11 protein-coding genes and 1 pseudogene are annotated in these 13,180 nt (G+C 58.2%); 8 read left to right on the top strand and 4 right to left on the bottom strand.

Annotated features, from left to right (window positions below; translation table 11 throughout):
• Positions 1-211: 211 nt before the first annotated feature.
• From RBH22_RS17135 to RBH22_RS17110, 6 genes are all read left to right on the top strand, one after another.
• Entirely contained in the window at positions 212-2,110 is a 1,899-nt protein-coding gene (locus tag RBH22_RS17135; protein WP_306678514.1) for a hypothetical protein, read from the top strand.
• Positions 2,110-2,424: a hypothetical protein gene (locus tag RBH22_RS17130; protein WP_306678512.1), complete on the top strand. Its 315-nt coding sequence runs from the start codon at positions 2,110-2,112 to the stop codon at positions 2,422-2,424. The genes RBH22_RS17135 and RBH22_RS17130 overlap by 1 nt, the downstream gene beginning before the upstream one ends.
• Positions 2,421-2,789, top strand: a complete 369-nt coding sequence (locus RBH22_RS17125) for a hypothetical protein (RefSeq protein ID WP_256289949.1) — start codon at positions 2,421-2,423, stop codon at positions 2,787-2,789. Before RBH22_RS17130 ends, RBH22_RS17125 begins: the two co-directional genes overlap by 4 nt.
• Positions 2,786-4,729 carry an ATP-binding protein gene (locus RBH22_RS17120; RefSeq protein ID WP_256289950.1) on the top strand — a complete coding sequence of 648 codons (1,944 nt, stop codon included), beginning with the start codon at positions 2,786-2,788 and terminating at the stop codon, positions 4,727-4,729. Before RBH22_RS17125 ends, RBH22_RS17120 begins: the two co-directional genes overlap by 4 nt.
• Before the next feature lie 296 nt (positions 4,730-5,025).
• The gene (locus RBH22_RS17115) at positions 5,026-5,250 is read left to right on the top strand and encodes a hypothetical protein (RefSeq protein WP_256545420.1); all 225 of its coding nucleotides are present in this window, start codon (positions 5,026-5,028) and stop codon (positions 5,248-5,250) included.
• Positions 5,251-6,373: 1,123 nt separating this feature from the next.
• Complete coding sequence (locus RBH22_RS17110) at positions 6,374-6,739, top strand: hypothetical protein (RefSeq protein WP_306678509.1); 366 nt, start codon at positions 6,374-6,376, stop codon at positions 6,737-6,739.
• A 305-nt stretch (positions 6,740-7,044) separates the two neighbouring features.
• On the opposite strand, the gene RBH22_RS17105 is transcribed toward RBH22_RS17110, so the two are convergent.
• The gene (locus tag RBH22_RS17105) at positions 7,045-7,932 is read right to left on the bottom strand and encodes a metallophosphoesterase (RefSeq protein WP_306678507.1); all 888 of its coding nucleotides are present in this window, start codon (positions 7,930-7,932) and stop codon (positions 7,045-7,047) included.
• Between the two features lie 1,387 nt (positions 7,933-9,319).
• Between RBH22_RS17105 and RBH22_RS17100 the strand changes: the two genes are divergently transcribed.
• A complete protein-coding gene (locus RBH22_RS17100; RefSeq protein WP_306678505.1) occupies positions 9,320-9,859 on the top strand; it encodes a hypothetical protein in 540 nt (179 codons plus the stop codon).
• 433 nt (positions 9,860-10,292) lie between these two features.
• Here RBH22_RS17100 and RBH22_RS17095 read toward each other — a convergent pair whose 3' ends face one another.
• Entirely contained in the window at positions 10,293-11,201 is a 909-nt protein-coding gene (locus RBH22_RS17095; protein ID WP_306678503.1) for an HNH endonuclease, read from the bottom strand.
• A 166-nt stretch (positions 11,202-11,367) separates the two neighbouring features.
• Between RBH22_RS17095 and RBH22_RS17090 the strand changes: the two are divergent.
• Positions 11,368-12,252, top strand: a pseudogene (locus RBH22_RS17090) (IS1595 family transposase).
• 143 nt (positions 12,253-12,395) lie between these two features.
• On the opposite strand, the gene RBH22_RS17085 reads toward RBH22_RS17090, so the two are convergent.
• Both RBH22_RS17085 and RBH22_RS17080 read right to left on the bottom strand, forming a co-directional pair.
• On the bottom strand, positions 12,396-12,716 hold the full coding sequence (locus RBH22_RS17085) for a winged helix-turn-helix domain-containing protein (RefSeq protein ID WP_256545444.1): 321 nt from the start codon (positions 12,714-12,716) through the stop codon (positions 12,396-12,398).
• Positions 12,717-13,055: an ArsR family transcriptional regulator gene (locus RBH22_RS17080; protein WP_306678501.1), complete on the bottom strand. Its 339-nt coding sequence runs from the start codon at positions 13,053-13,055 to the stop codon at positions 12,717-12,719.
• Positions 13,056-13,180 lie beyond the last annotated feature (125 nt).

Here is a 13,180-nt window from a genome sequence, read left to right as displayed (position 1 = left end):
CGAAACCAAAACGCGAGAGGTTTCGCTTTCTCCGTCGTCGGCTACAATCGACTTCCTCGGGGATGACTGGGGAAGTATCGACTACGTGTTACGGATGAAAGAGCGGACAGCTACCGAAGACCCGAGTCTATCGGTAGACGGCTCGACAGCGTCGTACTCGGGGATATTGGTGGCTGGCGAGTCAGCAACGCGATCACTGTCAAACATCTCGGTGGGATCTCATACCGCGTCGGCGACGCTAACAGGGGGATCTGTCGACGCGACAGTTCAGTTCACCGAACAGACGGAAACACAAAACCCCGCTATCGAACTTAACGGCAACTCCACGCAACTCCACTCCGGCACGCTGGCCAACGGCGAGACCGTTCAGACCACGATCCCGAAGAGTCAGCTTCGCGAGGGATCGAACCAACTGAACGTCTCGCTCGCCGATGGCTCGCTCTCCGCAGACGCGCCGTCGATGCAGGCCGACATCGAACTCTCACACGACGCCGCCGATCAGATCGAGGTGAGCTACCAGACGACTGCGTTCGAGGAGACCTACAACGTCTCCCATACGTACGCGGATGCGACCGCGAACGCCCAGGTCACGATCCCCTTCGCCTCCGAGCGGATCGTCGAGGTCGCCTCCCTGGAGTACCGCATCGACGGCGGAACGTGGCAGTCAGTGAGCGCACAGAACTACCGCCTCGACGGGACGATACTGGACGTCTACCTGAGTGACGCCTACGGGGGCGACATCCCGAGTGGCTCCACCGTCGACGTCCGAGCGACCGGTCGCCGGATCGACGTCGCGAACGGCGCGGTCACCGTGACCGAAGCCACCGCACCCGGCGACGAACTCGACACGCAGCTCCGGATCGACTCGCGATCGCCCGGCTTCCACGTGAACGTCGGCCCGACCGCGAACGGCGAGCGCATCCACCACGCGACGTCGAGTGACTACCCCACCACGGACTACGCGATCATCGAAGCAGACGGCGATCAGAAGCTCTATCTTCCGAACTCCAAGCAGGGCGATCACTTCCGCGTCAACTACATCCAGACGATGGCGATGCCCGAGAAGGGCGACGTGAAGATCACCGTCGAGAAGGCCGGCTCGGATCCCGAGTTGGATATCGACCCCGGACCGATGGGAGCCGGTGATCCGGTGACCTACAAATACTACCGTACGACGTCGGGCGTCGAGTACATCCTGAACTCGATCACGCAGGGTGTCGTGCGAGACTCCGACGTCGCGAACTCGCCCGCGATCTTCGAGGACGACGACTCCGACGAACTGCTGTCGATCTTCGCCGAGACGAGTTCCTCCACCGACGACGGTGGCGGGGCAGGCGTCTGGGATCAAGCCAGCAGCGCAGTTGGTTCGGTCCAGGCGCCAGCGCTGTCGGTTCCGAGTTGGCTCCCGATCGCTGGGGTCCTCCTGCTCGGTGGCGGCGCGGTCGTCGTTGTCTCGCGCCGTGTCTTCGGTAGTAGTGAACCGCCCACAGCACCGGCAGAGGATCCGCGATCGCGGCCGACTGGTTCGAGTAGCTCCTCGTCGTCAGGTGGGCTCGTCAGCCGACTCCTGCGCGGGAGCGGTGGCCTGCTCGTGAGCGTTCTCACCGGGAGTGGCCGGCTGCTGGCGTGGATCACCCGTCGCGGTGGTCGCCTCGGGCTCGGGCTCCTGAAACTCCTGAACAAGGCGCTGATGCGCGTGCTGGCGAACACGTACGCGGCCGTGCTCCTGGCGGTCGGCGGGTTCCTCTTCGCCGGCCAGCTGGGACTGGTGCCGGGTCGGGCCATCACGCTCGGGTCGGTGATCGGCCTCCTCGTCGCGACGCTGTGGGGGCTCCAGAAGCTCGGGATCTACTCGAACCGGCTGTTCCTACTCATCGGCGGGCTGGTCTCTATCGGCGCTGTCGAACTCCTCTCGCCAGGGCTGCTCCAGCAGTTCGTCGGGCAACTCCCGATCGCCCTCCTGGCGATCCTCGGGACCTCGATCCTGGCTATCTGGTTCATCTTCGTCCGGCGGACGGAAGCCTCGACGCCCGAGACGGTCAACACCTTCTCGTTCCGAAGTGGAGGTGGCGGCAGCAGCGACGACGGTGATAACGGGGGCGAGCAGTAGTGCTTGCGCTCCTGCTCGGTGACCTGCTGACCCGGACGCTGCAGTACCTCGGAATCGGCGGGCAGATCGGTGTGGTCGCGCTCCTGTTAGCTGTCGCGCTGTACGGCCGCAAACTGCTTTCTGTCGGGTCGGTGCTACGGAACGCCATCGGCTACCTGATGGTCTTCGCCGTGCTGTTGGCCATCGTCCTCGCCGCTGGCTGGGGCCGCCTCAACATCACCCAGATCCTCAACGACACGCAGATGCTGTACGAGCACGGCAGCGACCTGGCCACGAACGTCGACGTCGAGATGCTGCGGGGGCTGCTGCCGTGATCCGAGTCATCGCTGTCGGTGTCGTCGGCGCGATCGCGACCGGCACCGGGATGGCGCTGTACGAGCGTGACGCACTCCGGCCCGTCTTGGAGGCGCTCGGAATCGTGGGCGTGCCAGTCGCGCTCGGGCTCTCGATCCACCCGTTCGTAGGGCTCACAGCAGCTCTCGTCATCCTCGAAGCGCTGTACGAGGGTCACCAGTCCGGGCTTCTGGAGGAGCGAGAGGAACAACTCCAGACGCTCTGGTTCCGGCTTCGTGCTGACGCCCGGCGCGGACGAGAGCAACTGCGCCAGCGGATCGATGCGTGGCTCGCTGCTCGTGACGGAGACCAGACAGCCGCTGACGAGGAGCGTGAGTCGCTATGAGTCGACAACAGCAGTGCCAGGTGGCACTTCGAGAGGCGTTCGCCGACGACATCCGCGCGCTCGTCGACGAGTATCCAGAGACGCGCCGGCTGACGCTGGACTGGCAGCGGCTCGCTCGCTGGGAGATCGACGCCCTCGGAAGCGACGTCGAGTGTGACCTCGACGACGTCCGCGGGCTCGCCTCCGACGTGATCGCACGTCCCGAGTCGCTGCGGGAGACTTTCACGGACGCGCTCAACGACGTCGTTCCAACGGTCACGGAACGCGAGCGCCCGCTCGGGCAGGCCCACGTCGCCTTCGAGAACCTCCCGGAGAGTGCGACGTTCACTGTCGGCGGCTACTCGCCCTCGAAACAGGCCGAGCGCTTGTTCGCGCTGGAAGGGCAGATCACGAAACGGACCGAAGTGAAGCCGCGTGTCGAGGAGGCTGTATTCGAGTGCCAGCGCTGCGGAACCCGGGCACGGATTCCACAGCCGCCGTTCGGGTCGATTCGCGAGCCGCAGGGCTGTCAGGGCTGCGGCGACCCGAGTGCGTACTTCTTCCACAAGCGGAGTGAGTCGGAGTTCGAGGACTACCAGAAGATCCGCCTGCAGCAGCCGCCCGAAGACGCGCGGGGCGACACGGAGAACATCGACGTCCACCTCGCGGACGACCTCACCGGAACCGACCGCGTCGAGTCCGGTGGACGCGTCACCGTGATCGGGCGACACCGACCGCTGTTCACCGGGGAAGTCGTCTTCGACGAATGCGTCATCGGCAACGAGGTCGTGCCCGACGAGCCGACGATCGCCGACTACCAGGACGAGCGGCACCAGCAGGCCGTCGAGGAGATCGGCGCTGCCGACGATCCGGTCTCGGTGCTGTGCGAGGCGTTCGCGCCGAACTTCGAGGCCGCAGGCGATCGCGACCAGCAAGTGATCGAAGCGCTCGTGCTGCAGTTGATCGGCGGCTGGACGCGGACGACTGACGACGGCGCCCATCATCGTGGTGAACCGCACGTCTTCCTGCTCGGTGATCCTGGCGTCGGGAAGACCGTGCTGGCGCGAGCCGCCTACGAGGTCGCGCCGCGCGGGGCGTTCACTGACGGGACGGGCTCGTCGGCCGCAGGGCTCACTGCAGCGATCGAGAAGGACGACTTCAGCGACGGCCAGTGGTCGATCTCAGCGGGGACGCTGGTGCGGGCGCACGGCGGGCTCGCGGTCGTCGACGAACTCGACAAGGGCGACAACTCCGATCTGGACGCGCTGCACACGGCGCTCGAATCGCAGGAGGTCCACGTCAACAAGGCCGGGAAGCACGCCACGCTCCCGGCGGAGACGGCGCTGCTGGCGGCCGGGAACCCGACCGGTGGGCACTTCGACCCGACCAAGGAGTTCGCCGAGCAGGTCGGCTTTCAGTCGCCGCTGCTGTCGCGGTTCGATCTGATCCTGCGGATGCAGGCCCGCGAGCAGCGCGAGCTCATCGTCCGCGTCGCCGAACAGATGATCAGCGCCCGGAAGGCCGCCGGGAAGCTGGCTCGCGGTGAAGAGCTGACCGACGAGGAGCGCGTCTTCGTCGAAGGCGAGTACGACAGCGACCAGTTGGCCGCCTACATCGCGCACGCTCAGGAGTATCGACCGGTCCCGAGAGGCGACGTCGAGGACGAGATGGCCCAGTGGTTCGCCGATCTGAAGACGTCGCTCCCGGAGCGCTATCAGGACGCGATGGGGGATAGCGAGTACGACGGGCCGCCGCTTCCCGTGACGGCGCGGAAGCTCGACGCGATGCAGCGCTTCGCAGAAGCGGCCGCCCGCGCGCGGCTGGATGACACGATCCGGATGTGTGACGTCGAGCGCGTGAAGCCGTTGATCGAGCGGTCCCTCGCCGATATCGGGATCGCGCCGGCGAACAACTCGGCGTTCGGTGCTGTTGAAGCGACAGCGTCGGAAGTCGGTCTGTGATCTTCGGGTGGCTGTCGTCCTACTGAGTCCAAGAAAGGTTCCGCACGTCTGTCCGGCGTGCGATCGCGACCGCCGAGTGGTCTAACTCCACGCTGTCCGCTGATATTCTGGCTCTGAATACTGACCGAGTAAGTCTTTCAATAATCTCCGGGAAATTTTGATTCAAACTTACGAGGGCGTCATAGAAGTCTTCGCACACCTACCAGGAATCGCGCAACACAGACTGAGATTCCTACGGACGCCCATCCAGAAATGTGACATAAACACTTTTCAAATATCTCTCCGATATTATGTGTATGATTCCCCTCCAATTCGGTGTCCCCGGCGGACCGGAACTCATCATACTCGGTTTGATTTTTCTGATAATCCCTTTTGCAATGGCATACTGGGTGTACAATGATGCTGAGCGACGCGGCGAGGATAACGCAGCGCTATGGGCCGTGGTCGTCGGTGGTCTTACGTACCTGACGTTTTTCGGTGGCATCCTCGCACTTGTCGTCTACATTTGGCAGCGCGAATAGTACACATAACAGCTTCTCGGTATATCGTTCGATTCGCAACCAAATTCTCACGGCTGATTCGGCCGCATAATCGTGAAATAAATACCGTGCCAAGTCTTCTACGGCACTCTTTCAAACTTACAGCAACACAAGGATAAATATACACGAATTCACAAGTATCGATGTGGCTGTAGAAAATGTTGTTTGTCCGTACTGTGGGAAACAGACACCTGCAACCGTACAGGCGGGAACTTCAATCCAAAAGGTTCAGACAGCAAACAATTATAAACGTCTAAAAAAGAGCCGGAGAACTAAAAACGCGTGCCAGAAGTGCGGGAAGAAATTCTACGCTCAATATTCAAAACCAAAGTAACGGTCGCCTGCCGAAGTAGTTCTTCGAACTGGTAGAATTGACGGTCACCACGCGGAAGCGTAGGTCATCTCGCAGATATCTATCGAGGTTTCCCAAGCGGAATTCGACTTCTCTACGTTCGATACACGATGAAAAAGAGAGTGGATCGACGACCTTATTGACGAGATCTCTACGAGCGGTACGGAGTGACTGACGAAGAAATTGAGATTGTGAGGCCGACCGTTGGGGAGTAGTGCTGGTCGAGCCGGTGACCGGTCTTGACGAGCGAGTGCTCGTCAGTTGCGTGTGTGCGGTCGCGGCGACGCATCTGTTTGCGGAACTGCCGCACGTCTGTCCGGCGTGCGATCGCGACCGCCAAGTGGTCTAACTCCACGCCGTCCGCTGTTCCTTGGAGTGGAGAGATATGGAGACGGGAGAGATCGGCAGCGCCCCGACAGGTGGGCGTTTGTGAGCGGAAACACCGCGGGAAATGGGGACTGCCCGCGGTGTGACGGAGACTCGGTAGTGGGTTAGGTAGCGGGCAAAGCCCGCAGTCAGCGAGAGGATCAACGATAATAAAAATCGTACGCCGATATTCAGGCTCTGCACATTGACCGGAGTGATCCGTTCGCGGGGGCTGGGTATCCACTTCGTCATCAGAGGGCGTCATAGAAGGCTCATCACGGCGGTTTATTTCACGAGTCTACAACTGAATCAGCCGTGAGAGTCTGCCTGCAAACCTAACGACGGTTTCTTGACAAATTTTTTCCGTCCCGTTTGCGATGTTGGGCTGTGAGCCCTCCAACGAGAAAACTTGCGCTCAGCCTGTTAGTCGGCGCGTTAGTCCTGACGGCGGGTTGTAGTGCGTTCCAGAACAGCAGTAGCCCGACAGATAGAATGCAACTGGTCAATCAAGATGAGACCAGTCACGGGGTTGTGGTGGAAATCACCAGTGGCGAAGAGCTGGTGTATTCGGCAGGCCGTACGCTCGATGCTGAATCAGACACACAACTGGACGCTTTCACGGAGAACGGCGAGTACCAGGTTGCGGTGACCGTCGACGGGAATACGACCGTGAAGACGTACACGTTCCCGAGCGACGATTCTGCAACCACAATCGGCATCGACAACGACGGCCAGGTAACAATCAGCACATAACCTGCACTGAACGATAGGTAAGTCGTCTTCCTTGGCGAATCCTATCCAGGCGTGAGATCCCTTCTATGACACCCTATGTTGTATGTAATTTGGATTTAAAGTAGCTACGAGCGGGACGTGATCACTACAATCCAAGCGCCCCTTATCGTAGTGACGCCGAGTAGCGGTTTTACCTACCGGGATAGGTTCGAGGCTGAGTTCACGGACAAGCCCCCACTTCCACAAGCGCACCGTTCAACGTGAGCGAAGTAGGGCGGGTGGTTGATCTATTCCCGTGATCGGACTGCTGGTCAGGGATAGCTGGATCAGCTCGTGTTCACCTCAACGAAGCTGAACTCGTTGGTAGTGGGACAGATATCAACGACACCGAGTCCACGGTAGCCGAGATTAAGTATATGAGGAGCACCAGTCTCGCTATCTCCTGTCTCGTACCCAAAGGCGTGAGAGTGCCCACTAACTGTTGCGTAGACGTCGTGAGTCTTTATGATGAGTTTTAGAGCAATAGAGCCGGTGTGAAACGCCTCACGATCCTCTTCACGCGTTCCTGTCGAGTGGTGTCGATCGAAAGACGTGTTGAATGGGGACAGATGAGAGACGATGACAACGTTCGACCTGTCGCCAACAAGATCGGAAAGGTGATCATACGTCTCCTGAATGCGGTGAACGCTCTGATGGAACGTCGGAATGTTCTCGTCGGCGATACCGAGTTCATCAGCGGCATCAGATGTGGTCACTTGGTCAGTGACGAGACTATGGAGTGCGTTTTCGATGGCATCCGCGGTTTGATCCGCCCGATACCGTCGCTCTCCACGTGGAGCGGTCCGAGGGTCAAGCGTAGGAAACGCTGCTTGATCGAGCGCATCATCAAGCGATCGGGACTCACATCCCCAGCCGACGACTGAACACGACCCATAGTCACGGGTCATATTGTGACCGTTGGTCACGTGCTCAAATCCCTCAGCAACGCGTACAGGCATTGGAGTATGATCGTGGTTCCCGGGTACGTACAAGACATCAATATCGAATTGATCGATGAACCGGCGTGCGAGTGCGATGTCATCGGCTCCGTCTCGATGTGTGAGGTCACCGGCGATGAATACGGCGTCGATGTCATCTGGGATCTCCATTGCGTCGATGTCGTAGTCACTCGCTGCGGGTTTGAGGTGAAGGTCGTTACAGACCAGGACCCTCATACTCGTAACTGTTAGTGGATGACTGTATAGATCTGGTGTCTCATAGAAGGGTTGCCACGGTGTTTATTTCACGATCTCACAGCCAGATCAGCCGTGAGAACCTGATTGCGAACTGACCGACTCCACTTCGTTATTGAGTGAGAAATTCGACGTTGAAGTCGGGGGCTAAATTAATGATTAGTGACTCGCTCTCTTCGCCCGTAGGCGACCACTGAGTCGTATGGACACCGCTCTCTTGGTCCGTCTCTCTTGATTCAAACGCAACCTGTACTTCGTATGTCCCCGGAGGAGCGACATCGGTGAGCGTCGACCGATAGCCCTCTGTTGGTGGTGTCCGTGTTCTCGTCTCGTAGACAGTCTCTGACTCCGAAAATAATCCACCTTCGCTCTGGATGGTTATTTTCTTCCACACCTCCTGGCCAGTTTGATTTGCGATCTGAATATTCCCACTTTCAGTACGAGAGAGTGAACATCCCGATAAAGTGACTAACCCAGCAACCGAGACGAGTACGGACCGTCGCTTCATCACGTACTGACACACAGTTGATTGCTAAAGCCTTTGTCTGTACCGAGCGATTCCGGTGTAGGTGTGGTATGACTCCCTCAGAACGGTAGCTTCACAGCGCTTCCAAGTGCAGTCTCGGATGTGAGACTACAGTACGTTGTCGTTGGCGTATTTGCCCTCATATTTGGAGTTATAATGCTTGTCTGGCCCGAGAAGGTTGCACGCTGGAGAAATAGTGGGGCCAGAAATTCTGAGCCGACTCCCGGGCTGGTCAAATTAACTCAGTATTTTGGCGGCCCTGCACTCGTTATCCTCGGCTCCCTCTTAGTAGAGTCCGCACTCTAAGACTCGTCTCGATCACTATCGAGCGTTCAACTCTATTACTTAGACCAAGCGGACTGATGGCCTGTTCGACGAGATCGTCTACGAGCTGTACGGGCTGACCCCAGAGGAGATCGAGATCGTGGTATCGAGTGCACCGTCAAAGAAACAAAATTTACATTCCATCTACATACCATATCCGACGATGATCGTCAAACACGTAGAATGCGGAAATTGCGGACGTGTGATCTCACCAACAACCCACAACGACAGTCAATGCTCGGCAAAAGAGGGCGGCACCGTCGTTATGATTGGAGGCACGTGGCGATGTATGGCGTGCGATGCCAAAATCTCGGGGAAGACGTCCTGTTCTGAATGCGGTTGGTCCACGAATAACTGGGAAGACTACGGCCATCCCATCGAGATGGACGAAAGCGAACTCTGAGTCGCTCGCGGCAACTCTGGCCATTTCACAGGTGTCTACGAGGTGACCGAGTGACGTCTCTACGCTCGATACAGGACGTTCGAGGTTAGTGATCGGATGGACGGGGGGAGTAATGGGTGTGCGGCCCCTCGTATGATGGAGTGGCTGACCTGATTACCGAATACGCCGAGTACGACGAGTTCGCCCGTGAGTACCATTCAGGGACCCTCGCCGACTACGATGTCTCGCTCGACGAAGCCAGAAGACGGGGACTTCTCGACGAGCAGCGGACCCAGAAATTGTGGCAGTTGTTAGGGCTTCTCGACTCCGAGGAACTGCTTATTCAACTGCCGGAATGGCTGGCCGAGAAGAAGGTCGAATCCACGAACAGAACTCCGCCCACGATGTTCGTTGGATACATCTCTAATCAGACTGAAGAGGCGGTTCTGTTCGAATCGTCGGCAGCGGCTCGGCCCCTGATGGAACGCGCACATAGAATACACTCGCTCGAAAGAGGGATCAGACACACAGAAGACGGTACCGACCGTCACGGGCGGCTGGTGGAGCGGCTTCGAGAGTACGAGCGGAAGTTTGAGGACCGTGATGAGCTACTCAGCCTCTCCGACGAGTGGCTTCCGAAAAGCCAACTCGGCACGGTTGTCCGGCGGCGTTCGTGACTCGGATCCCGGCTGCCACTTCGGGATCACTGCGCGAGGAACGCACACTCGTTCTGACGGGTGATTCGCTTGTGCAAAGAACACTCGTGAGCGGATCTATGCCTCACTCGTTCCGGGCGTTCTCCGGAACGCGGTACGATGCCGAGGGCTAACGGCCACTTTCAGTACAGCCTCGCGACAACCCTGGGCAATCTCACAGATGTCTTCCAAGGGACCCAAGTTACTACGTCACGACAGCGGCCCGTTGGTTCGACTTTCACTATGCTCAGATCGATTTCAAATGATCCTTCTCAGAGGGCACACCTGTGATACTCGACGCCTGAATCCTTCGCGATACATTTGTTTCCCAGGAGCTCCACCATCGAAATAGCAAAATCTGTCATATATTCCTCTCGATAGTTAGAACTGAGCCAGAATCTGTCGAGGCCTGAACTCACTCGAATCCGTGACGCTTCCGATGCTCCTCTAAAAAGAGAGGATGAGGCTGTATTTTGTTTGCTGACGGCACTCGCAACCCATCTTGTGAGAGATCAGCGATTTCGTCTGGGATGGTTTGGTCAACACCCTCTTTCACGACAATCTGGAGATCGTCGTCGACGCTGAACCAACCACAGTCGAACGCCCAGTGGTGGAGTTTACACAGAGCGATGCCGTTGCGCGGATCGTCGGCCCCGTCTTCGGACTTCGGGTAGATGTGCGCCGCCTCTACCTCGGGCTGTCCCTCGGGTGAAAAGCGTCTAGCACCACAGGCAGCACACGTGTAGTCGTAGTTTTGCTTCACCTTTCGTGCGAACACCGAGGAACGCACCTTCGGCTCCTGCGTCGTGTACTCTGTCGTGTCTTCGGTTAGTTCCGGTGTAGTTTCGGTGCGCTCCTCGAGCTCTTCTTCAGCCTCCTGGTACGCCTCCCAGCTGCTGATGCCGAGGCGTTGGATCTCGAATTGATAGACCATCCGCTCGCCGTCGCTGACGTAGCTGTAATCTTGGACTTCGACGAGTCCCCTGTATTCGTACTCGTCTATTCCTTCCTGGCTCGTGAATAGGTAGATCGGGATCGGATCCTGGATCGCGTCGATTAGCGCCGTATTTGCCGCGGTCTCCTTCTGATTGCCCTTCTCGCGGACGCCCTCACCCAGGTAGGTGAAGTCGTCACCCTGGCCGAGGTCGTCGTCGTAGATCTCGCCTTCGTTCGCGAGGAGAATGAGATACCGGCCAGCGTCGGGTGCCCGGAGCGTTATACCCTTAAATTGGTAGCCGAAATTCGTCTGGAAAACGTCCTCGACCTCCGACTGCGTCAGGCCTTCGCCGATATCGAGTGGCCGCGATAACGCGAAATCAGTCACACGCTGGAACAGAAATCACGCTGACAATAATCTACTGGTCACAGGAGAGGAAAGCAGAGATATTGACTTTCGGATGCGCTCTTCTGTAGGAGATTGTTGATAGAGTTCAGCTGCCGCTCTGAAATCAAAGAGGGCAAGGACACCGCGCTAGCGGTGTCCGACACGAATGATTCCGCTGGATGTGTTTGGCTCGGAATCGCTCGCAGCGGACCTGCTGGAACAGGTGCGCTGGCGTGACGGCGTTGAATGCCCCCGCTGCCGTTCTGACCGAACGGTCAAGAACGGCAGCTATGGGGCGTTTCAACGCTATCTCTGTAAGAATTGCGACCGCACGTTCAACGATAAGACGGGCACAATTTTCGCTCACTCGAAGGTTGCGCTCCGCAAGTGGTTGTTCTCGATCTACGCGTTCTTGCGGTTCAACACGAGTGTTCGCCAACTTCAGCGAGAGATTGGTGTGACCTACAAGACGATGCACCGCCGCGTCGAGCGCTTTACCAGAGCGCTGGACGCGCCTCAACTCGATCTCGTTGGACCGGTCGAAATCGACGAAGTGTACGTCTCTGCAGGGTTGAAAGGCCGCTAGCGCGACCAACCGTCGCGCTCGCGTGGCCTGTCCACGCGCGGACGAGGTTCCTACGAGGGAGACAAACCACCGGTCTTCACCATCGTTGACCGTGGAACGCGACAGCGATACGTTGTCCCAGCGAAATCCGCTGACGAATCGACAGTGCGACTCCTCCTCGCCAACCACGAGGAGGAGTCGCTGACTGTCTACACCGACGGATTTCGGGCATACGATCCACTTGAGGACGACGACAAATTCACCCGCGAATACGTCGTCCACGGTGACGGCGAGTACGCGGATGGAGACGTTCACGTCAACACCTGCGAGAGCCACGCGTCGCTGGCGCGACGGTGGCTCTCGCCGCATCGAGGCATCTCGAAGGACAAGTTGACTCAGTATCTTCGCGCCTTTCAGCTACGCAGCGAACTCTTCAGAAAACCCGGTCGAGAAGCACTCAAACACGCTGTCAAAGCGACTCTCTGAAATCAACAATCTGCTACACATAAGCGTAGAAAGAATATTGCTCCAGTATAGACCGTCCGTTCAGTGGCGCTCACACTCCGATATTCATTTTCTCGATTATAAAAGTTAATTGGTCTATCATATACGCGAGGTTAAAAGGGACCTTACCCAAACCCGGCCCACCACCCAGGCCGAACAGCGTGCGGCGGCCGCGGAGCTGGAATCGGCCGTCGGAGATTCGCATCCAGTTCGCCTTCCAGATAGAGATGCCCGTCAGTCGTGATCGAGTAGCGATCATCAAGACCGTCGCGGCGACGCCGATGTAGGAAGCCGGCCTCCGCTAAGATTTCGCAGCGTTGTCGAACCAACGCTGCTCGTCCATCAAGATCGACAGCGACCTCCCAGGCCGTCAGCTCCGGGCCTTCATCGAGGTGTTCTAAGATGCGATCATCGAGGAGGAGCATCCAGGGCGACGATTTGAGCATCTACGCCTCCGCGTGAGCGTCTCCGTTCTCTTTATTGTCGTCTTCCTCACCGATCGTTGAGGCGTCAAGTTCTCCGTCGAGATAGAGCTCACCGTCTGTCGTAATCCCATAGACGCCGTTCGGGTACGGTTCGACAAGTCCGTATTCAGCGAGCCGTCGCAGTCGTCGAGAGACCTGCGAAGCAGTCACGTGAATGTACTTGTGCTTAGAAATTGGCGTAGGGGAATTTGGGCCTTCTTCCCGCAGAAGCTCAAGAATCCGGTCATCCCAGACCGACATCCAATCTGCACTCTTACGCTTCATACGCAACGATGTTGCATTTCTGTAACTTCGTACCATAGGTGAATCGCATAAAGTTCCCACCAAAAACTATCAGTGCTACCATTACATTTATGCAATGGCGGCATAAATCCGTGGTCACGGAGCCCGAGCGAGATACCCTCGGCTAGTGAGACTCAGTATAG

The organism is Halobellus sp. H-GB7 (assembly GCF_030848585.1).
Lineage (GTDB): Archaea > Halobacteriota > Halobacteria > Halobacteriales > Haloferacaceae > Haloquadratum > Haloquadratum inordinatus.
The sequence above is the reverse complement of the archived record's forward strand: the minus strand, read 5'-3'. Positions and strand labels throughout refer to the sequence as shown.

What these genes read in the sequence shown, in the direction of transcription:
- RBH22_RS17120 (WP_256289950.1), top strand. Translation starts at nt 2,786, where the DNA reads ATGAGTCGACAACAGCAGTGCCAGGTGGCACTTCGAGAGGCGTTCGCC.
- RBH22_RS17105 (WP_306678507.1), bottom strand. Translation starts at nt 7,932, where the DNA reads ATGAGGGTCCTGGTCTGTAACGACCTTCACCTCAAACCCGCAGCGAGT.
- RBH22_RS17115 (WP_256545420.1), top strand. Translation starts at nt 5,026, where the DNA reads ATGATTCCCCTCCAATTCGGTGTCCCCGGCGGACCGGAACTCATCATA.
- RBH22_RS17085 (WP_256545444.1), bottom strand. Translation starts at nt 12,716, where the DNA reads ATGCTCAAATCGTCGCCCTGGATGCTCCTCCTCGATGATCGCATCTTA.
- RBH22_RS17080 (WP_306678501.1), bottom strand. Translation starts at nt 13,055, where the DNA reads ATGGTACGAAGTTACAGAAATGCAACATCGTTGCGTATGAAGCGTAAG.